Raw genomic sequence first — 16321 nt, forward strand, 5'->3', positions numbered from 1 at the left:
CCCTTAAAAGGCCAGCTGCTCCGGCGGGATCTTGTCCTCTTCGGTGATGGGCCGGATGGGGCGGCAAGGCACCCCGGCGGCCACCACTCCCGCCGGAATGTCCCGGGTGACCACGCTGCCAGCGCCGATGACGGAGCCCTTGCCGATGGTGACGCCGCCGCAGACCACGGAATTGGCGCCGATCCACACGTCCTCCTCCAGGGTGATGGGCCTGGAGGTGCTGATGCCCGACGAGCGCTGCTCCGGGTCGATGGAGTGGCCGGCGCAGCTCAGGCAGACCCCCGGCGCGATAAAGGCACCCGCCCCGATGTGGACGGGGGAGGTGTCCAGGATGACGCAGTTGTAGTTGATGACGGCCAGGCCGTGGGTGTGGATGTTGAAGCCGAAGTCGCAGCGGAAGGTGGGCTCGATGAAGGTCAGGGGGTGGCAGGTGCCGAAGAGCTCCCGCAGGATCTCCTGCCGCCGGTCGGCGGCGTCGGGCGGGGACTGGTTGAATTCCCAGCACAGCTGCCGGGCCTTGGTCTTCAGGTCCGGAGGCAGGTTCCGGTTCTGGCCCATGTGGCCGGCGGGGTCTTTGACGATGTCCAGATATTCCATGGATGGTCTCCTTTTTGCTTGGTGTATCAGTCATAGGATACCACAAAAGGCCGCCGGGGGCAAACTGCCCTCTTGCCCCGCGGTAGACTATGTGGTAAAATAAAGATAAATTTTAAAAACTATCTTTATTAAAGGAGGCGGGAAGGATGCCCAAGGTGGCCTATTCCGAGGAGGAGCGGGCGCGTATCCGGGAGACCCTGGTCACCACCGGCCTGGCGCTCATGGCCCGGCAGGGCATCCAGCACACCACCGTGGAGCAGATCTACCGGACGGTGGGCATCTCCCGCACCTTTTTTTACACCTTTTTCCCCAGCAAGGAGGACCTGATCGTGGAGGCCCTCTACCATCAGCAGCCCAGGGTCCTGGCCTACGCCCGACAGCTGATGGAGGACCCGGCCCTCACCTGGCGGGAGGGTGTGGAGGGGTTCCTCCGCGCCTGCTGCTATGGCGAGCGCAACGGCATTGCGGTCATGACCATCGAGGAGCAGCAGCTCCTGTTCCGGCGGCTGTCCGAGGAGAGCTACCGGCGCTTTCGGGAAAAGCAGCTCCAGCTCTTTTCCAGGCTCCTGGAGTGCTTCGGCATCCGGCCCGACCACGGGCGGGTGGCCCTCTTCACCAACCTGAGTCTGGCGGTCATGGTCCTCCGCCGGGCCATCCCGTCCTCACTCCCCCTGCTGGTGCCCGAGGCCGCCGACGCGGCGGCGGAGGTCCAGATCACCGCCATCGTGGACTGCCTGGAGGGGATGCGGGAGGACAAGCCCCGCTAGAAGCATACCCAGATCCGTCTGCCATCACGGCTGCGGCCTGATCCCGGCGGATCTGTTTTTTACCCTAAATAAATACAAAATATAAATTTTATCTTTATTCTGCGTGAGCGGCAGGCCGCCCGGAAGCCGGGCTGTGCGGCTTACAAATAAATGGATGCTGGGAGGATACAGCTATGGGATTTTTCGGAAAACTGTTCAAAGGACCCGAGATCGACATGGAGAAGAGCAACGCCAATGCCCAAAAGATGCGCACCCTCTTTGACCAGGTGGTGGAAAACGGGGGCGACTACCGGCTGATCTTCGGCTATACCGAGGACGTATCCCGGTTCAACTACGGCTTCGTCCACGGCAGCAAGACCAAGATCGGCAACCTTATCGTGGGCTGGAACGAGGAAAGCGAGACCATCGTGGTGGTGCCCACGGTCCCCGACCTCTCCGGCTGCGGCGAGCCCACCTGGTACCGCCGGACGGAGATCCTGAAGGCCTACCGGAACAAGTACCCCACCGAAGCCTTTGTCATCTACCCCGACCGGCACGGCTACATCGCCATCAACGCCTATGACTGGCTGGAGGACGAGAAGCTGTACGTCTACGTCTCCCAGGAGGCGGAGCTGGCGGACTTCACCGCCTTCTTCAACAGCCGCTTTGTCAAAAAGTAAAATACAACAAAAGGGTTCCCCGCGCGGCTGTATAACCGCACGGGGAACCCTTTTGCATATGGGGAAACTCAGCCCAGCTGTCCGTAGTCCTCGTCGGAGACGGCCTCAAGCCACTGGTTGGAGGTGTCCTCTCCAGGCACCTCCAGGGCCAGGTGGGAGAACCAGCTGTCCCGGGCGGCGCCGTGCCAGTGCTTCACCTCCGGCGGGATGTTGACCACGTCGCCGGGGCGGAGGGCCCGGGCCTCCTTACCCCACTCCTGGTACCAGCCCCGGCCGGCCACGCAGAGGAGCAGCTGCCCACCGCCCTTGGCGGCGTGGTGGATGTGCCAGTTATTGCGACAGCCCGGTTCGAAGGTGACATTGTACACCCCCACCTGGTCGGTGGAGAGGGGCTGCAAATAGCTCTGGCCCACAAAATATTGGGCGAAGCCGTCGTTGGGGGCGGCGATGGGGAAGACCATCTCCCGCTGGTGGCGGGCCTTGCCGTCGTCGCCGTCCTCGGCCCACACCTCCTTGGCCATGCGGAAGGCGGCCCAGGCCTTGGGCCAGCCGGCGTAGAAGGCGGCGTGGGTCAGGATCTCGGCGATCTCCTCCCGGGTGATGCCGTTTTTCTTGGCGGTGGCCAGGTGGTACTGAAAGGAGCTGTCCACCAGCCCCTGGGCCATGAGGGCCACCACTGTCACCAGGGAGCGGTCCCGGAGGGAGAGCTTGTCCTCACGGCTCCACACCTCGCCGAAGAGCACGTCGTCATTGAGCTGGGCGAATTTAGGGGCGAACTCCCCCAGGGCCTCCCGGCCCGCGGTCTGTTTGACTGCCATGTAAAAGACCTCCTATTCTAGAGAAAAGGTGACCGAGACCGTCCCATTTCCCAGCCTCTCCCGCAGGTCGGTGGGATCGTCGATCCTGGCCAGCCGTGTAAAGTTCCAGGTGTTGGTGCCGTAGTAGATGGTGATCTGATCCCCTTGGTAGAGGGTCACGTCGCCGGGCTGGGTGGTGATCTGCTCGTCGCTCCGGGTCAGGGCCGTACCCAGGGAGCCAACTTTTTCAAAGCCGCCGTAGTCGTCCATCTCCACCGTCACCGGGCCCTGGGCGAGCAGGTCCCGGAACTCCTCAGCGGAGAGGTTGTCCTCGAAGGTGGCCAGCAGCACCTCGTCTCCCACTGTGATCTTCAGCTTGGTCTCCTCCTCACCGGACGTCGTCTCCCCGGAGGGCAGGGGCGTCTCCTGTTCTGATACCACCGCCTGGGTGGGAGGCGGGGTGACGGGGGCGGTGGATATTTCCGCCGCCGTGCAGGCGGAGAGGCCCAGAATGGCCAGGAGCATGGTCAGGATTCCGGTCATGACTGCATACCTCCGCCTCAAAGCTGTCTGCCCAGTCCGTAGGCCTGTTCCAGGGCGGGATGGCCCTGGACCTCTCCGGGGGCGTTGACGCCGCCGGCAAAGACGGTGCCGGCCAGCCGGGCCTTTTCAAAGCAGTCCACCCAGCCGGTGAGGCCGGTGACGGTGCCGTCCACAGTGTGTTCGTCCTCCTCCGCGGCGGCGGCCAGGAGGTAGACCTCCCGGAACCGGTAGTCGGCGGAGTAGAGGGGGTTGGCCCGGTCCAGCAGGGTCTTCATCTGGCCGGACATGCCGTAGTAGTAGACCGGGGTGGCAAAGCAGAGCACGTCCGCCGCCCCTATCTTCTCCACGATGTCGTTGGCGTCGTCGTCAATGACGCAGCGGGGTGCCTTCAGGCAGGCCAGGCAGCCGGTGCAGAAGCCCAGGTCCTTGCCCCGCAGGGTGAGGACCTCCACCTCATGGCCGGCCTCCCGGGCGCCCTGGGCAAAGCGTTGGGCCAGCAGATCGGAGTTGCTGCCCGACCGCAGGCTGGTGGAGATGACCAGAACGTTCTTGCTCATTTCAGTTCCTCCTCGCTCAGCTGTCGGATGATCTTGGCGGGTACGCCGCCCACGATGGTGTTTTCCGGCACGTCCTTGGCCACCACCGCCCCGGCGGCCACGATGGCGCCGTCGCCTATGGTCACCCCGGGCAGAATAGTGGCATTGGAGCCGATCCACACGTTTTTGCCGATGCGGATGGGGGCGGGGACCATGCTGCTCCTGTCCCTGGGGGATTTGACATGGTTGAGGGTGGCCAGCACCACATTGTGGCCGATGAGGGCGCCGTCCCCGATGTAGACGCCGCCCTGGTCCTGGAACTTGCACCCCATGTTGATAAAGACGTTCTTGCCGATGTGGATGTTCTTGCCGCAGTCGGTGTAGAAGGGGGGAAAGAGGCCAAAACTCTCGTCCACCGGCCGACCGATGAGCCGGGAGAAGAGCTCCCGCAGCTCCTCCGGCGTGTGGTAGCCGCTGTTCATTTCAGCGGTGATGCGCAGGGCCTCCTGGCTGACGCCGTGCATGAAGAGGTGGGCCTCACTGCCCCCCTGTACCGTCTTTCCACTGTTCAGATAGGCCAAAAATGTTTCCAGATCCATATTGAACTCCTACTTTGTCTGATTTCTACCCCCATTGTATCACTTGGCTGCACAGATAACAAATACCTATATAGAATGACTTATTATGCTTGAAACCTATGACTGACCTGTGTTATCATCAGACCAACAGGAGGTGAACGGCGTGGAACTGAGGGTGCTGCAATATTTTCTGGCCGTGGCCCGGGAGCAGAACATCTCGGCGGCGGCCCAGTCCCTGCACCTGACCCAGCCGACCCTGTCCCGGCAGCTCCGGGAGCTGGAGGAGGAGCTGGGCAAACAGCTCATGATCCGCGGCAGCCGGAAGATCACCCTCACGGAGGAGGGCATGCTGCTGCGAAAGCGGGCGGAGGAGATCCTGGAGCTGGTGGATCGGACGGAGCGAGAGGTCACCCAGTCGGACCGGGCGGTCAGCGGGGACATCTACATCGGCACCGGCGAGACCGACGGGGTGCGGCAGCTGGTCCGGGCGGCCAACCGGCTCCAGCTGAGCCATCCGGGCATCCGGTTCCACATCGTCAGCGGGGACGCCGTGGACGTGTGCGAGCGGCTGGACAAGGGGCTGCTGGATTTCGGGGTGCTGCTGGGGGACATCGACAAGATCAAGTATCACTATATGGAGCTGCCCATGAAGGACACCTGGGGGGTGCTGATGCGGCGGGACAGCCCTCTGGCCCACCGGGAGTCTGTCTCTCCCCGGGACCTGTGGGACAAGCCACTGATCCTCTCCCGGCAGGTGGACAACAAAAGCGGTCTGTACCGCTGGCTTCGGCGGGAGCCATCCGAGCTCCATACCGTGGCCACCTATAACCTCATCTATAACGCCTCCCTGATGGTGGATGAGGGGATGGGCTACGCCTTTACCCTGGCCAAGCTGGTGAACACCACCGGCAGCAACCTGTGTTTCCGTCCCCTGGAGCCCAGGCTGGAGCTGGGGATGTACCTGGTGTGGAAAAAATCCCAGATCTTTTCCAAGGCGGCGGAGCTGTTTTTGGATTGCCTGCACGCGCAGCTGTCCACATACCGGAAGAAGCCGGCGGGCGCGGGAGAGGAGGATACAGATGAACGTGTGCATTTCTGACGATTTTGACCCGGAGAAGATCATCGACAGCGGCCAGTGCTTCCGGGCCGTCCGCCTGGAGGACGGCGCCTTCCGCTTCCTCACTGGAAATCAGGCGGTGTACCTCCGCAGGACCGGGGAGGAGCGGTGGGAGGTGAGCTGCGGCGGGGAGACTTGGGAACAGGTGTGGCGCCCCTATTTTGACCTGGGACGGAGCTACCGGGCCGTCCGGGAGAAGATCCCGGCCAGGGACACCTTCCTGCAGGAGGCCGCCCGGACCGGGGCGGGCATCCGCATCCTGCGCCAGGACCCCTGGGAGACCCTGCTCACCTTCATCATCTCCCAGCGCAAGAGCATCCCCGCCATCCGGGCCATGGTGGAGGAGCTCAGCCGCCGGTACGGCACCCAGCTGAAGACGTCCCGGGAGACCCTCTATGCCTTTCCCACCCCCTTGCAGCTCAAGGACGTGACGGTGGAGGACTACATAGACTGCAAGGCCGGCTATCGTGCCCCTTATCTCCGGGACGCAGTGGAGCGGGTGCTGGCGGGGGAGACCGACCTGGCGGCCATGGCCACCCTCCCCGACGGGGAGCTCCTCGCCGCCCTGGAGGAGATAAAGGGGGTAGGGGTGAAGGTAGCCAGCTGTGTGGCTCTGTTTGCCTACGGCCGCACCGCTTGCGCCCCGGTGGACACCTGGATCAACAAGATCATCCGGGGCAAGTACCGGGGCCGGGACCCCTTTGCCCGCTACGGCGACGGGGCGGGGATCATGCAGCAGTACTTCTTTTACTACGCCCTGCGCCATAAGTCGGAGACGGCATAGCAAAAAGGCGGAGCCCCCCACAGGGTTCCCGGCCCAGCTTGTCCAAAGACTGGGTAAAATGCTTTTCAGGAATGTCAGCCCATAAGAAGCGGGCATTTTACATTTCCAGCGGCACGGCTTACAATGGTGTAAAAGGAGGAGATTTTTATGAGCAAAGCACTGGTTGCCTATTTTTCCGCCAGTGGCACCACCGCCAAAGCGGCGAAAGTCCTGGCCGGGGCCGTGGAGGCCGACCTCTATGAGATCAAACCAGCGGTACCCTATACCAGCGCCGACCTGAACTGGACAGACCAGCAATCCCGCAGTAGTGTGGAGATGAAGGACAAGCGATCCCGCCCGGCGCTGGCCGACGGGGATGCCCCTGTGGCCGGTCATGATGTGATCTTCCTGGGCTTTCCCATCTGGTGGTATGTGGCCCCCACCATCATCAATACCTTCCTGGAGCGCTATGACTTTACCGGCAAGACCATTGTGCTCTTTGCCACCTCCGGCGGCAGCGGTTTGGGTAAGTCGTCGGAGGGGCTGAAGGACAGTGCCCCCGGTGCCAGGATTCTGGAGGGACGTATGCTCAACGGCCGGCTGGACCCGGCGGAGCTGAAGGCGTGGGCCGAGGGATTGAAGCTGTAAGATACAGTGCGCCGGGACCGGGTCACCGGCAGCTGAAAACGAATAGGAAAAGGCCAAAAGGGCAGCGAGGGGAGCATCCCACGCTGTCCTTTTTCTTTTGGGCATTTGGGGAGAAGGTCTGGACTAAACCAGCAGTTCAATGACAGAGGGGATGTTTGGAGCTATGATAGATCCGACAAGAGACAAAGGGAGGTAAGCCGAATGAACCTGAAAGACGCGTTTCGTGTCCAGAACAAGCTCCAGGCGGTCATGCTCCAGGCCATGGACATCCTGAAGGATGAGCGGAACATCCTCAAGATCAAGACGACACACCTGCGCAGCAAGGTAATGGCCGATGACCGGGATGTGGTGGTGGAGGAGAACGCCTCCAGCGAATACGCCGGACACGCCAATGAGATCGCGGGATTTCTCATGGACATGATGGGCGAGCGGGAGAAGCTCAGCCGGGCCATCCGGGACGCCAAAAGCAGATTGACGCTGGATCTGGACAGTGAGACGGGGCTCAACCGGCAGCGGCAGGCCCTGGCCCGGACCTTCCGCGGTATGACCGCCCTGCGCAGCAGCGAGAAGACCATTCCGGGGGGCGGTTCCGGGTACCGGTTCAACAGTGACGGGAACCAGGTCACCTATCGATGCGATGCCAGACAGGTGGTCACCATCGACTTTGACCGGAACAGAATCCGTGCCCTGGCCACCGCTCTGAGCAAGCAGGCCGATGGGTGCTCCATGGAGATGGACAAGTGTTTGGTCAATACGGAGGTGGACTATGTGCCCCCCTTCGATCTCAATGACAGCTTTGAGACCATCCTGAACGACGTGATCGAACGGGCGGCAGGCGGCGGGAACGCCGGTGCGTAACAGAGACAAAACCCGCTGCGCCTTCGGGTGTGGCGGGTATGGCAAAACGGTGGCGCTGCTGCGGCCGGTTCAGACGCAGATGAACTATGAGGCTGCGTGTTCTGCGGAGAAGTCTAGTATTTTCGATGCGAGATGGCGGCATAAAACATGCCGGGCCACTTTGTACGTGATATGCCTCGTACTGCGCGCCTTCTGCTCCGTAATTTGTCCACCTGTAAATCCGCTCACAGCCCAAATCCGTAAATACGTCTCCATTCCTTTTCAGATCTACCTGAGGGACGGGATAAGAAAAGTCGCCCGGAATGCCGCATATCCCCCTCAGCCGTTTGGTGGAGCGGGGCAGCGGGAGCCGGGCGGATAAGGGCCTGCGTGGTGCTGAAGTTTTGCCATACCCCCTGCACCCGGGAGAAAACCGCCGTGATATGGTTTGAGCAGCAGGCCGAGGCCTGCTGCTCAAGAGAATCGATATGAGAAGAGGAAACCAGGATCTCGTTCATGGAGATGTGGAGCAACGTGCTGAGGGCGTACAGGTTGTCGATGCTGGGCAGGCTCTGCCCTCTCTGCCACTTGTAAATCGCCTGGGGCTCCTCAAAGCCGAAGAACCGCTGAAGATCCCGCACGGTGAAACCGTGCTCACGGCGCAGCCGGGTGATGTTTGCGCCGGTTGCCACCGGATCGATCACCGGAAACCGGGTGATCGCCATAAAGATCGCCTCCATTCTTGCCGATCGGATAGGTTGCATGGGACAATCAATATAGCCCATCCGCGGCCGAAACGCAAGGCGCTGGAGAGAAATGTAAAGAAGTTGTCACAAAGGAAAGGGGGAATACGCATCCATGAGGACCCAAATGGTGCCGTTGGACAAGCGGAGCAAAAAGGAGCAGCGGGCCTATCACGCCAGACAGCGGGGCTCCTGGTATGGCCTCAGTCCTGTCACCCGCACCGTGCCGAACCGGAAGGCATATGACAGAAACCGGCTGAAGCAGAGGGACCGCCGGGACGATGCATGAGTGGAGCGGCAAGACTCCGGCAGGGGGACGAGGCAGGGAATATCGCCGGCTCCAGAGCATCAAGCATGGGGAGAAGCTGCTCTTCCTGATCCGGCATCTGGGCTATGCTCCCCACATCGGCTATATTGACGGCGGCTTTGACGGCGGGAGGCTGCTGCACAGCGGCGTCCATATCAAGCAGCCCGGAAGCAGCAGCGCCCAGCAGTACCTCAAGCGAAAAACGAGCCGGGCGGTGCGGAGGTGTGCGGAGCTGCCGCCCAAAGGAAACCGATACCGCAGGTTGGTGGAGTATTGGTGGGCGCTCTACTGAGCGCCCAAAGAATCTCACCTTGTCTATCTCCCCTGACTATACGGCCGCTCCATTTGTCCGGCGTCCTGTTATGCGGGATCGGGCTGCTCCTGTGGGTCCCTGGTGAGATCCAGCCCCTGGGCCCCAATATCCACAGAGCCATCTTTCAGGGAGATGAAGGGAGAAAACTCCGCTGTCTCATCCCCGTAGTCCAATCGGATCAGGGCGTCGGCAAAAATGTCGCTGGCATTGCACTGGAGGATAAACGGGCCGCAGTCCGGATCTTCATAGAGGAGGATGGGCTGAGAGGTTTCCAGGTCATTGCGGTACAGCTTCAGTTCCGTACCGGCATATCGGGGGATCACCAGATAATAGTCCCCATCAGAGATGTAGTGGATGGGGATCTTGTCGCTGTCCAGATACTGCTCCACATAGAAGTCCAAGTCGTCGATCTGTTGGTAGCCCAGGTAGGCTGCGGCATAGGACTGTCCCTCTGAAAAGGGGATCTCGTCCTGCCGGACGGTATCTCCCATTCCGGCAGTACACCCCGTCAAAAGACAACCCGACAGCAGCAATCCCAAAACTGCATTTCTCATGGTGCACCTCCACGGTTGTTATGATGATGGATTCTATCAGGCCGTGTGCGAGATTGCAACGGCCTTCCTGGGCGGCACTCGTAATATAAGATTCCCCCTATACTGTGCTGTAAACCAAACAACACAGCATAGGGGGTTTTTGGTGAAACAACATCTGACGGAACGGGTCTTTATTCTGGGTGGCCGCCGCTGCTCTGCGTCACACCTGGCCCTTCCATACCCGGGCCAGAATATCCTTGAGCACCAGCAGGGCATCGGTGTGGTTGTAGCCGTAGTCCACCCGCAGCTGGGTGAGCATCTCCCGCAGCATGGGGGCGTAGTCATCGATGCGCACCTTTTGGTGATAGGTGGCCAGTACCGGATATTTCTTGCTCTACACCTTGTTCCAGTCGATCCTGGCCTGGGCCTCGTCGCTGACGCTCTCGATCATCTGCCGGGCCTGCTGCTCGTCGAAGTCGTACTCGATGAGCTCGTCCAGGGTCACGTGGTAGAGCATGGCCAGCCCCTTGGACTGACGGATGTCGGGCAGAGTCTCGTCGGTCTCCCATTTGGAGATGGTCTGCCGGCTCACCCCCAGCTTTTCCGCCACATTTTCCTGGGTCAGCCCGCTCTTTTTCCGGGCGTGGTAGAGGCTGCTTCCCAAACCCATGGCCCATCCCTCCTCCTGTTTTGGTTCCGGGCTTCAGTATACCCTTTGGGCAGAATGAAATCCACCAGGGAAAACGGTCTCTTTCGCCCGTTTTCCTGACATGGGCCCGGAGGGAGCCGGGATCAGCCCAGCGCGCCGGCCTGGATGCGGGCCTTCAGGTCCAGTATCTTCGTTTCGATTTGCGCCATCACGGCGAGAAAGGCGCTGTCCTCCTTGCCGCTTGGGTCATCCAGCCCCCAGTCCTCCCGGTGGGAGCAGGGAAAGGTGGGACACTGGACGTTGCAGCCCATGGTGACCACAATGTCCACCGCCGGCAGCTCAGAGAGGGGCTTGTTGTGCTGGGTCTGCTCCATGTCGATGCCGTAGACCTGCTTCATCAGGCGCACTGCGTCGGGGTTGATGCGGTTGCCGGGCTCGGTGCCGGCGGAGAAACTCTCAAACACGTCACCGGCCAGCTTTTTCCCCAGCGCCTCCGCCATCTGGCTGCGGCAGGAGTTGTGGACGCAGAGGAAGGCCACCTTTGGCCTCGGGTGGTTGGCTGCCGAGAAGGGGCAGCGCTTGCCAATGCACTGGTTGTTCCGGGGACTGTAAGAGCAGACGGGAGGAGTGCGCGTCATCTCCACCCCCAAGTGCTCCCGGGTAAAGTCAATGGCGGCGAGAATGGCCAGGAAGGAGTCCCGCTTGCAGCACCGGGGACCGCCCACCTTGCCAATGCTGTCCAGGGCCCGGGCGGTCATCTGATTGCTCAGGCCCCAGGGCTCCTTGGCCAGGGGGGTGGACGCCGTGGCGATGGCCAGAAACTGCCCCGCGCCGATCCCTGCGCCGCAGGCGCCCCAGAAGCCGCAGGCCCCGCCGGGGACCTTTTTCCCCCGGTTGTAGATCTCGTGAAGGGCCTTCTCTAGCTCCAACTGCCCGCCGGCATTCTTGTAGGCGGTGATCAGGGCCGCCCCCACCATCACATGGTGCTCAGGTCCGTGCATGTGGCAGAAGGGCAGGTCCATCATCTTACGGGCGATGGCGATGGGATCTGTGGAGGTCTCGGCAAGGCACAGGCCGAAGATGCTGTCCATGCCCTGGGTGTGGCAGTCGCTGCAGACGTAGTGCCCGTTCACGCAGCGGGTCTTGCTGGGCTCTTTTTTGTGGCAGATGGCGCACTCCATGACCTGGTCATGGGTCAGATACTCCAGGGGCGCCTTGCAGATCAGACATTCTTCTGTATTCAAGTCTCTGTCTCCTCCTATGGTCTCAGTAGGGGCCTTTGGGCTGTGGTGCGAAGCCGGGAATGTCCTCCCCACAGGGAAAATTTCCGCCGCCCTGCGATAAACGGGCCTTCTGATGCGTTATTCTGGCAAGAAGGACACAAAATTAATAAGACGGAGGAATATCGCTATGTTGAAGCAGTTTAGTGGGAAAACGCGTGCCCTGGCCATCGCCGGGATCGCAGTGGTGGCAGTGCTGGTGGTTGCGGTAATCGGCTCTCTGGTGCTGCGTGTGGGTGTGGGCGAGGCCCGTGAAACCGCGCTGGCCGCCGCGGGCGGTGGAGAGGTCGTTGGACAGGAGATCGACCGGGAGGGGCTGTGGAATGAGTACAGCTTTGACATCCTCAACGGCGACACCTGGTATGAGGTAGAGGTCAACGCCTTCGGCTGGGTGACCGGCCTGGAGAGCAGCCGGGGTGGATACGGGAACGGTGGGCATTGGGATTGAGTCTCTGTGTTCACAGGGATGCGGCCATCCGAGAAAGGGCGGACCCAAGACCCTCAAACCCTACGCACCGGCTGGGACGGGTGTTGACCGCATGGTCCAGAAGGGGCTGTGCCTGGCCGGCGGGGTCCAGGCACAGGTCCAGGGCCAGCACATCCTCCCAGGTCCGGTTGAGGAAGGCCACCTCACGGCGGCCGTGGGTGCGGGTGATCTCAAAGTCCCCCGCCCGTTGTAGATACTCCTTTGCCCGGGCCTGAGAAAACCCGGCGGCAGTGAGGCTCTCCAAAAGCCCCTCCCGGAACAGCCCGGGCAGGTCCGCCCACTGGAGAGGGGACACGTCATAACGCACGAAGGTGTACCGGCTGTGGCAGTGGACGGCCAGCAGACTCCTGCGCCCACGCAGATCAATGACATGGAGGTCCCAGCAGAAACGCCGGTCCGGCTGTGTGCCGTAGGCCGGCGTTTTTGATTTTAGAAATCGCTGGAGGGGAAAGGTGAGACCCAGCTCCATCACTGCACCTCGTGGGGAATGGAGATCTTCTCCACCTGGATCTGCCCGTTCTCCACCTGGGCCATCATCATGGTGATCTCCTGGTGGAACCGCCGGGGGCCGCAGGAGCCGGGGTTGAGCCAGAGGCGGCCGCCCTTCTCCTCCTGCGCGTACTTGTGGGAGTGGCCGAAGACCACCACATCCACGCCGGAGAGGTCCGCCGGGACCTCTTTTTTGTTGTGGACCATGAAAAAGGTCATGCCCTCCAAGGTGACGGTGAGGTCGTGTGGGATGTCTGCCGCCCACTCCTTGTCGTTGTTGCCCCGGACCACGTAAAGTGGAGCATACTGCCGCAGCTGGTCCACAATGCTCTGTTTGTTGATGTCGCCGCCGTGGAGAATGGCGTCGGCGGTCTTCAGATGCTCCAAAACCTGGGGCCGCAGCAGGCCGTGGGTGTCGGAGAGAATGGCAAGTCTCATACGCTCCCTCCCAGGGTCCATCCGAAGTCGTTGTGGTAGATCATCTGGCGGGTCATGCCGCCGTCGATGCAGATGTTTTCCCCGGTAATGAAACCCGCCTTATCGGAGCAGAGGTAGAGCACCATGTGGGCGATGTCCAGGGGATTGCCCACCCGTCCTGCGGGCTGCTGGATGGCGTCGGGGCCCTCATAGACGGTATAATCGGTGTCGATCCAGCCGGGGGAGATGGAGTTGACCCGCACCTTCCCCGCCAGACTCACGGCCAGAGCGTGGGTCAGGGCGGAGATGCCGCCCTTGGCCGCCGTGTAGCTCTCGGTCTGGGGCTGGCTCATCCGATCCCGGGAGGAGGAGATGTTCACGATGGCCGCCCTGGGGGCAAAGTGGGGGGTAAACAGCTTGGTGAGGTAGAAGGGTGCCGTGACCCCCACCCGCAGGGCGTAGTTGAACTCCTCGTAGGTGCAGGTATCGATACCCTTCATGAGGGGCAGGGCGTTGTTGACCAAAAAGTCCACGTGGCCATAGTCGGCGATGACCTTGCGGGCAAAGTCCTCCAGAACGGTCTGGTCGGCCAGGTCGCCTACATAGTAGTCATTGGGCAGCCGGTCGATGATACACACCTGGGCACCCGCTTTGCAAAATTCTTCCACAATGGCCTTTCCGATGCCCTTTGCGCCGCCGGTGACCACGGCTACTTTGTGTTTAAACATGGAAGTTCCTCCTCAGTCTGCGTCCTCGTCCAGTGCCTCCACCAGGAAGCTCACCGGACGGAAGCCGTCGTTACAGGAGAGCATGGCGGATTTGGGATCTTTCATCCAGCCGTCGTAGAAGTTTTCGCCCCCGTGGCTCAGGGCCAGCACAAAGGGGGAGAGGGTGTCCCAGGCGCTCTGACAGAAGCCCTCCGGTTTTTCCCAGCCGTTGGCCACAAAGACCTGCCCCACCTCCATGTCGCAGGCGTGATCGATGGGGTTTTCATACCGGGCCATCAGGTCCTCGTACCGTGTGATACGCATGACGGTGATCCTGCACTTTTTCATATGATGATGCCCTCACAGTGATCGATCTCGTGCTGGATGATCTGGGCCGTCCAGCCGGTGAAGGTTTTGAGACGCTCCTGAAACTGCTCGTTCTGCCAGCGCACCTTGATGGACTTCCACCGTTTGGTCGGGCGGACGCCGGTGAGGGAGAGGCAGCCCTCCTCCGCGTCATAGGGGCCGGACTTTCTGACAATCTCCGGGTTGAACATGACCATATAGGTCCCCTCGTTGTCGAAGACGATGATGCGCTTGTTGATGCCGATCATGTTGGCCGCCATGCCCACGCAGTCGGCCTTGTGGTGCTCCAGCGTCTCCAGCAGGTCGGCGGCCACGGGCAGGTCGTCCGGGGTGGCGGGCTCCGCCTTCTGGGCCAGAAAGGCCTCGTCCTTGCAGATATCTCGGATCATGGTTGTCTCTCCTTGTAAGCTTGAATAATCCGGTATGTACCTGGAATGTCCTCCCACATCTATCACAGTACCGCTCGGAGGGCCTCCTCCGTAGCCGCCGGGAAGTGGCGGCACACCTGTTCATAGATCAGCTCCCGGGATCGGGCGGGGTCCTCCGAATAGGTGGAGGCGATGTGGTCATAGCCCCACAGGGCCTCGGGGGTGGCGTAGACCGAGATGGGCCAGCCGTAGGGCTGTCCCTTTTTGTTGAGCCGCTGCCGGAAGTCCCGGATCAGCAGGTAGCCCCCCATCTGGAGGTCGGTGACGGTGCCCTCAAAGTTCTTTTCGCCGCCTTTGCCGAACCCGGCCAGACCTTTGAGCTGGAAGGAGTACAGCTCCTCGTGGTCGGAAAACTGGTCCATGATGCGCTTCTGGCGCAGGCTGGCCAGGGCGTCCTCCCAGCGGCTGTCAAAGTCGTAGCCATCCCGCCGCCAGTTAGCGAAATGTGGGAACCAGGCTTTGGAGATAAAGCCCGCCTTTTTCCCGAAGAACTTGCCATAGGCCACCTGGCCGCTGCGGGCTATGAGCTGCCGCCACTCCCAGGGGTCCTGCTCCGGGTCACCGGACCACCAGAAGGAGGCGGAGGTGTGCTCCTCGGTGGAGAAGCCGCTGATCTCATTTCGAAAGAGGGGCAGAAAGCCCACCTCGTCCACCCATTGGATGAGTTCCCGCCAGGTCCGGATGCGGCAGGGGTCGTCCCAGGCCAGGCCGCGCATGATCCACGTTCCGTTTTCCACTGCCATGGCAGACACCTCCTCTTCCGGCATATTAAAGGCATTATAGCACAGCCGCGGCGGAAATGCCATGCGGACAAAAAGGCAGGGCCGGGAGCCACAGACTCCCGGCCCTGCACAGATATTCAGATACTGGGGTCAAAGGTGGAGAGATCGATGACGGCCACGTCGCTGTATTCCGCCAGGCCCTCTCCGATGCTGGCATAGTAGGTGAAGGGGAGGATGGTCTCCATGCCGTTTTTGCTGGTGATGATGCCCTGGGTGTCGAGCTGGATGTCCGACTGCACGGACCACCAGCCGGCCACGTTTTCGGCCCGGGCCTCCGTGATGTCCCGGACCATGAGGTGGGTGCCGTTCTGCTCGTAGGTGAACTCCACCGTGACCAGGGCACAGTATTTCCCTACATAGACCAGCTCCGAAAGGGTGCCGGTGGAGCCGTCGTTCAGGACCAGGTAGTCCTGGAGGTCCGCCACCTGCTCCGCCCGGAGCACCGCCGAGGCCGCCTCAGCGCCGGTTCCGTTGTCATGGGTCTCCAGCTCCGGTTCTCCGCTGTATGCGATCCGCACCCCGGAACCCAGCCCCTGCTCCTCCGCTCTGAGGGCGTCGGGCAGGTATACCGTAACCCGGTCCGCCAGGGAGAAGCCGTATTTCGGCTCCGTCTCCACCTGAAGCGCGTTGTCCTCCGGGGAGATCTGGGTGATGAAGCCGATGAAGGCCGACATCTCCTCAGGAAGGGGGGCCTCCGACGGGGCGGGGGTGGCCGTCTCCCCGGAGGGGAGCGCGTCCGGTGTGCCGGAGGCCGAGGCGGGCGGCGTGCCGCCGGACCGGGGATTGAAGGATAGACAGGCCGTCAGGGAGACGCACAGCGCGGCGGCCAGGGCCACCGTGAACACAGTGGGCTTTTTGTACTTCATGCAGCCATGAGCAAAACTCCAAAAGAGTAGTAATTGCAATGGTTTCCGGTCATGGCTGAAACCGAAAATCACTCATATGATATAGAAAGCGGAGCCCCATTCTGGTAAAATT

General features: G+C 61.6%; 26 protein-coding genes and 1 pseudogene. 9 read left to right on the plus strand and 18 right to left on the minus strand.

The genetic code is table 11. The features are described from left to right. Positions 1-3: 3 nt before the first annotated feature. The gene (locus ACTNBK_RS00780) at positions 4-558 is read right to left on the minus strand and encodes a sugar O-acetyltransferase (protein ID WP_441142832.1); all 555 of its coding nucleotides are present in this window, start codon (positions 556-558) and stop codon (positions 4-6) included. A 185-nt stretch (positions 559-743) separates the two neighbouring features. Here ACTNBK_RS00780 and ACTNBK_RS00785 point away from each other — a divergent pair, with 185 nt between their 5' ends. Continuing rightward, positions 744-1364: a TetR/AcrR family transcriptional regulator gene (locus tag ACTNBK_RS00785; RefSeq protein ID WP_441142789.1), complete on the plus strand. Its 621-nt coding sequence runs from the start codon at positions 744-746 to the stop codon at positions 1362-1364. A 173-nt stretch (positions 1365-1537) separates the two neighbouring features. Further along, positions 1538-2023: a hypothetical protein gene (locus ACTNBK_RS00790; RefSeq protein ID WP_441142791.1), complete on the plus strand. Its 486-nt coding sequence runs from the start codon at positions 1538-1540 to the stop codon at positions 2021-2023. Between the two features lie 68 nt (positions 2024-2091). On the opposite strand, the gene ACTNBK_RS00795 is transcribed toward ACTNBK_RS00790, so the two are convergent. Genes ACTNBK_RS00795 through ACTNBK_RS00810 form a run of 4 tightly spaced genes read right to left on the minus strand, consistent with a single transcriptional unit; the run spans position 2092 to position 4498 of the window. Then, entirely contained in the window at positions 2092-2841 is a 750-nt protein-coding gene (locus ACTNBK_RS00795) for a carboxymuconolactone decarboxylase family protein (RefSeq protein ID WP_441142793.1), read from the minus strand. Positions 2842-2853: 12 nt separating this feature from the next. Continuing rightward, complete coding sequence (locus tag ACTNBK_RS00800; RefSeq protein ID WP_441142795.1) at positions 2854-3363, minus strand: cyclophilin-like fold protein; 510 nt, start codon at positions 3361-3363, stop codon at positions 2854-2856. Positions 3364-3380: 17 nt separating this feature from the next. Next, complete coding sequence (locus tag ACTNBK_RS00805; RefSeq protein ID WP_441142797.1) at positions 3381-3920, minus strand: flavodoxin family protein; 540 nt, start codon at positions 3918-3920, stop codon at positions 3381-3383. Next, on the minus strand, positions 3917-4498 hold the full coding sequence (locus ACTNBK_RS00810; protein ID WP_441142799.1) for a DapH/DapD/GlmU-related protein: 582 nt from the start codon (positions 4496-4498) through the stop codon (positions 3917-3919). Before ACTNBK_RS00810 ends, ACTNBK_RS00805 begins: the two co-directional genes overlap by 4 nt. Positions 4499-4640: 142 nt before the next feature. On the opposite strand from ACTNBK_RS00810, the gene ACTNBK_RS00815 reads away from it, so the two are divergent. The 4 genes from ACTNBK_RS00815 (at position 4641) to ACTNBK_RS00830 (ending at position 7863) form a co-directional block, all read left to right on the plus strand. Then, positions 4641-5576, plus strand: coding sequence for a LysR family transcriptional regulator (locus ACTNBK_RS00815; protein ID WP_441142801.1), 936 nt, complete (start codon positions 4641-4643; stop codon positions 5574-5576). Then, entirely contained in the window at positions 5557-6378 is an 822-nt protein-coding gene (locus ACTNBK_RS00820) for a DNA-3-methyladenine glycosylase family protein (RefSeq protein WP_441142803.1), read from the plus strand. The genes ACTNBK_RS00815 and ACTNBK_RS00820 overlap by 20 nt, the downstream gene beginning before the upstream one ends. Positions 6379-6525: 147 nt before the next feature. Continuing rightward, positions 6526-7005, plus strand: a complete 480-nt coding sequence (locus tag ACTNBK_RS00825; protein WP_441142805.1) for a flavodoxin — start codon at positions 6526-6528, stop codon at positions 7003-7005. Positions 7006-7206: 201 nt separating this feature from the next. After that, positions 7207-7863 (plus strand): hypothetical protein, encoded by a 657-nt coding sequence (locus ACTNBK_RS00830; protein ID WP_441142806.1) that lies wholly within the window; start codon positions 7207-7209, stop codon positions 7861-7863. Positions 7864-8087: 224 nt separating this feature from the next. Here ACTNBK_RS00830 and ACTNBK_RS00835 read toward each other — a convergent pair whose 3' ends face one another. Then, the gene (locus ACTNBK_RS00835) at positions 8088-8567 is read right to left on the minus strand and encodes a helix-turn-helix domain-containing protein (protein WP_441142808.1); all 480 of its coding nucleotides are present in this window, start codon (positions 8565-8567) and stop codon (positions 8088-8090) included. A 133-nt stretch (positions 8568-8700) separates the two neighbouring features. Here ACTNBK_RS00835 and ACTNBK_RS00840 point away from each other — a divergent pair, with 133 nt between their 5' ends. Next, positions 8701-8874 carry a hypothetical protein gene (locus ACTNBK_RS00840; protein WP_165449760.1) on the plus strand — a complete coding sequence of 58 codons (174 nt, stop codon included), beginning with the start codon at positions 8701-8703 and terminating at the stop codon, positions 8872-8874. Continuing rightward, positions 8867-9184, plus strand: a complete 318-nt coding sequence (locus tag ACTNBK_RS00845) for a hypothetical protein (RefSeq protein WP_441142810.1) — start codon at positions 8867-8869, stop codon at positions 9182-9184. The genes ACTNBK_RS00840 and ACTNBK_RS00845 overlap by 8 nt, the downstream gene beginning before the upstream one ends. Positions 9185-9252: 68 nt before the next feature. On the opposite strand, the gene ACTNBK_RS00850 is transcribed toward ACTNBK_RS00845, so the two are convergent. From ACTNBK_RS00850 to ACTNBK_RS00870, 5 genes and pseudogenes are all read right to left on the minus strand, one after another. Beyond that, a complete protein-coding gene (locus ACTNBK_RS00850; RefSeq protein WP_441142812.1) occupies positions 9253-9759 on the minus strand; it encodes a hypothetical protein in 507 nt (168 codons plus the stop codon). Positions 9760-9958: 199 nt separating this feature from the next. Beyond that, complete coding sequence (locus ACTNBK_RS00855) at positions 9959-10093, minus strand: hypothetical protein (protein ID WP_441142814.1); 135 nt, start codon at positions 10091-10093, stop codon at positions 9959-9961. A 39-nt stretch (positions 10094-10132) separates the two neighbouring features. Further along, complete coding sequence (locus tag ACTNBK_RS00860; RefSeq protein WP_441142815.1) at positions 10133-10408, minus strand: helix-turn-helix transcriptional regulator; 276 nt, start codon at positions 10406-10408, stop codon at positions 10133-10135. A 122-nt stretch (positions 10409-10530) separates the two neighbouring features. Then, complete coding sequence (locus ACTNBK_RS00865; protein ID WP_441142834.1) at positions 10531-10974, minus strand: arsenate reductase ArsC; 444 nt, start codon at positions 10972-10974, stop codon at positions 10531-10533. Next, positions 10966-11568: pseudogene (locus ACTNBK_RS00870) on the minus strand (DUF5714 domain-containing protein); the annotation flags it as partial. The pseudogene ACTNBK_RS00870 and the gene ACTNBK_RS00865, both read right to left, overlap by 9 nt. Before the next feature lie 229 nt (positions 11569-11797). On the opposite strand from ACTNBK_RS00870, the gene ACTNBK_RS00875 reads away from it, so the two are divergent. After that, positions 11798-12115 carry a PepSY domain-containing protein gene (locus ACTNBK_RS00875; protein ID WP_441142817.1) on the plus strand — a complete coding sequence of 106 codons (318 nt, stop codon included), beginning with the start codon at positions 11798-11800 and terminating at the stop codon, positions 12113-12115. 10 nt (positions 12116-12125) lie between these two features. On the opposite strand, the gene ACTNBK_RS00880 is transcribed toward ACTNBK_RS00875, so the two are convergent. The 7 genes from ACTNBK_RS00880 to ACTNBK_RS00910 form a co-directional block, all read right to left on the minus strand. Further along, positions 12126-12623: a DUF6933 domain-containing protein gene (locus tag ACTNBK_RS00880; RefSeq protein ID WP_441142819.1), complete on the minus strand. Its 498-nt coding sequence runs from the start codon at positions 12621-12623 to the stop codon at positions 12126-12128. Beyond that, the gene (locus ACTNBK_RS00885; RefSeq protein ID WP_441142820.1) at positions 12623-13081 is read right to left on the minus strand and encodes a metallophosphoesterase family protein; all 459 of its coding nucleotides are present in this window, start codon (positions 13079-13081) and stop codon (positions 12623-12625) included. Before ACTNBK_RS00885 ends, ACTNBK_RS00880 begins: the two co-directional genes overlap by 1 nt. Next, positions 13078-13788, minus strand: coding sequence for an SDR family oxidoreductase (locus tag ACTNBK_RS00890; RefSeq protein WP_441142822.1), 711 nt, complete (start codon positions 13786-13788; stop codon positions 13078-13080). Before ACTNBK_RS00890 ends, ACTNBK_RS00885 begins: the two co-directional genes overlap by 4 nt. 12 nt (positions 13789-13800) lie before the next feature. Beyond that, positions 13801-14115, minus strand: a complete 315-nt coding sequence (locus ACTNBK_RS00895; protein ID WP_441142824.1) for a TIGR04076 family protein — start codon at positions 14113-14115, stop codon at positions 13801-13803. Further along, positions 14112-14522, minus strand: a complete 411-nt coding sequence (locus ACTNBK_RS00900) for a peptide deformylase (RefSeq protein ID WP_441142826.1) — start codon at positions 14520-14522, stop codon at positions 14112-14114. The genes ACTNBK_RS00895 and ACTNBK_RS00900 overlap by 4 nt, the downstream gene beginning before the upstream one ends. Positions 14523-14584: 62 nt before the next feature. Continuing rightward, entirely contained in the window at positions 14585-15304 is a 720-nt protein-coding gene (locus ACTNBK_RS00905; RefSeq protein WP_441142827.1) for an AlkZ-related protein, read from the minus strand. 116 nt (positions 15305-15420) lie between these two features. Beyond that, entirely contained in the window at positions 15421-16209 is a 789-nt protein-coding gene (locus ACTNBK_RS00910) for a hypothetical protein (protein ID WP_441142829.1), read from the minus strand. Between the last annotated feature and the right edge of the window lie 112 nt (positions 16210-16321).

Source organism: Intestinimonas sp. HCP28S3_D6, assembly GCF_052065695.1.
GTDB lineage: Bacteria > Bacillota > Clostridia > Oscillospirales > Oscillospiraceae > Intestinimonas.

What these genes read in the sequence shown, in the direction of transcription:
- ACTNBK_RS00780 (WP_441142832.1), bottom strand. Translation starts at nt 558, where the DNA reads ATGGGCCAGAACCGGAACCTGCCTCCGGACCTGAAGACCAAGGCCCGG.
- ACTNBK_RS00785 (WP_441142789.1), top strand. Translation starts at nt 744, where the DNA reads ATGCCCAAGGTGGCCTATTCCGAGGAGGAGCGGGCGCGTATCCGGGAG.
- ACTNBK_RS00790 (WP_441142791.1), top strand. Translation starts at nt 1,538, where the DNA reads ATGGGATTTTTCGGAAAACTGTTCAAAGGACCCGAGATCGACATGGAG.
- ACTNBK_RS00795 (WP_441142793.1), bottom strand. Translation starts at nt 2,841, where the DNA reads ATGGCAGTCAAACAGACCGCGGGCCGGGAGGCCCTGGGGGAGTTCGCC.
- ACTNBK_RS00800 (WP_441142795.1), bottom strand. Translation starts at nt 3,363, where the DNA reads ATGACCGGAATCCTGACCATGCTCCTGGCCATTCTGGGCCTCTCCGCC.
- ACTNBK_RS00805 (WP_441142797.1), bottom strand. Translation starts at nt 3,920, where the DNA reads ATGAGCAAGAACGTTCTGGTCATCTCCACCAGCCTGCGGTCGGGCAGC.
- ACTNBK_RS00810 (WP_441142799.1), bottom strand. Translation starts at nt 4,498, where the DNA reads ATGGATCTGGAAACATTTTTGGCCTATCTGAACAGTGGAAAGACGGTA.
- ACTNBK_RS00820 (WP_441142803.1), top strand. Translation starts at nt 5,557, where the DNA reads ATGAACGTGTGCATTTCTGACGATTTTGACCCGGAGAAGATCATCGAC.
- ACTNBK_RS00825 (WP_441142805.1), top strand. Translation starts at nt 6,526, where the DNA reads ATGAGCAAAGCACTGGTTGCCTATTTTTCCGCCAGTGGCACCACCGCC.
- ACTNBK_RS00830 (WP_441142806.1), top strand. Translation starts at nt 7,207, where the DNA reads ATGAACCTGAAAGACGCGTTTCGTGTCCAGAACAAGCTCCAGGCGGTC.
- ACTNBK_RS00835 (WP_441142808.1), bottom strand. Translation starts at nt 8,567, where the DNA reads ATGGCGATCACCCGGTTTCCGGTGATCGATCCGGTGGCAACCGGCGCA.
- ACTNBK_RS00840 (WP_165449760.1), top strand. Translation starts at nt 8,701, where the DNA reads ATGAGGACCCAAATGGTGCCGTTGGACAAGCGGAGCAAAAAGGAGCAG.
- ACTNBK_RS00845 (WP_441142810.1), top strand. Translation starts at nt 8,867, where the DNA reads ATGCATGAGTGGAGCGGCAAGACTCCGGCAGGGGGACGAGGCAGGGAA.
- ACTNBK_RS00850 (WP_441142812.1), bottom strand. Translation starts at nt 9,759, where the DNA reads ATGAGAAATGCAGTTTTGGGATTGCTGCTGTCGGGTTGTCTTTTGACG.
- ACTNBK_RS00860 (WP_441142815.1), bottom strand. Translation starts at nt 10,408, where the DNA reads ATGGGTTTGGGAAGCAGCCTCTACCACGCCCGGAAAAAGAGCGGGCTG.
- ACTNBK_RS00875 (WP_441142817.1), top strand. Translation starts at nt 11,798, where the DNA reads ATGTTGAAGCAGTTTAGTGGGAAAACGCGTGCCCTGGCCATCGCCGGG.
- ACTNBK_RS00880 (WP_441142819.1), bottom strand. Translation starts at nt 12,623, where the DNA reads ATGGAGCTGGGTCTCACCTTTCCCCTCCAGCGATTTCTAAAATCAAAA.
- ACTNBK_RS00885 (WP_441142820.1), bottom strand. Translation starts at nt 13,081, where the DNA reads ATGAGACTTGCCATTCTCTCCGACACCCACGGCCTGCTGCGGCCCCAG.
- ACTNBK_RS00890 (WP_441142822.1), bottom strand. Translation starts at nt 13,788, where the DNA reads ATGTTTAAACACAAAGTAGCCGTGGTCACCGGCGGCGCAAAGGGCATC.
- ACTNBK_RS00895 (WP_441142824.1), bottom strand. Translation starts at nt 14,115, where the DNA reads ATGAAAAAGTGCAGGATCACCGTCATGCGTATCACACGGTACGAGGAC.
- ACTNBK_RS00900 (WP_441142826.1), bottom strand. Translation starts at nt 14,522, where the DNA reads ATGATCCGAGATATCTGCAAGGACGAGGCCTTTCTGGCCCAGAAGGCG.
- ACTNBK_RS00905 (WP_441142827.1), bottom strand. Translation starts at nt 15,304, where the DNA reads ATGGCAGTGGAAAACGGAACGTGGATCATGCGCGGCCTGGCCTGGGAC.
- ACTNBK_RS00910 (WP_441142829.1), bottom strand. Translation starts at nt 16,209, where the DNA reads ATGAAGTACAAAAAGCCCACTGTGTTCACGGTGGCCCTGGCCGCCGCG.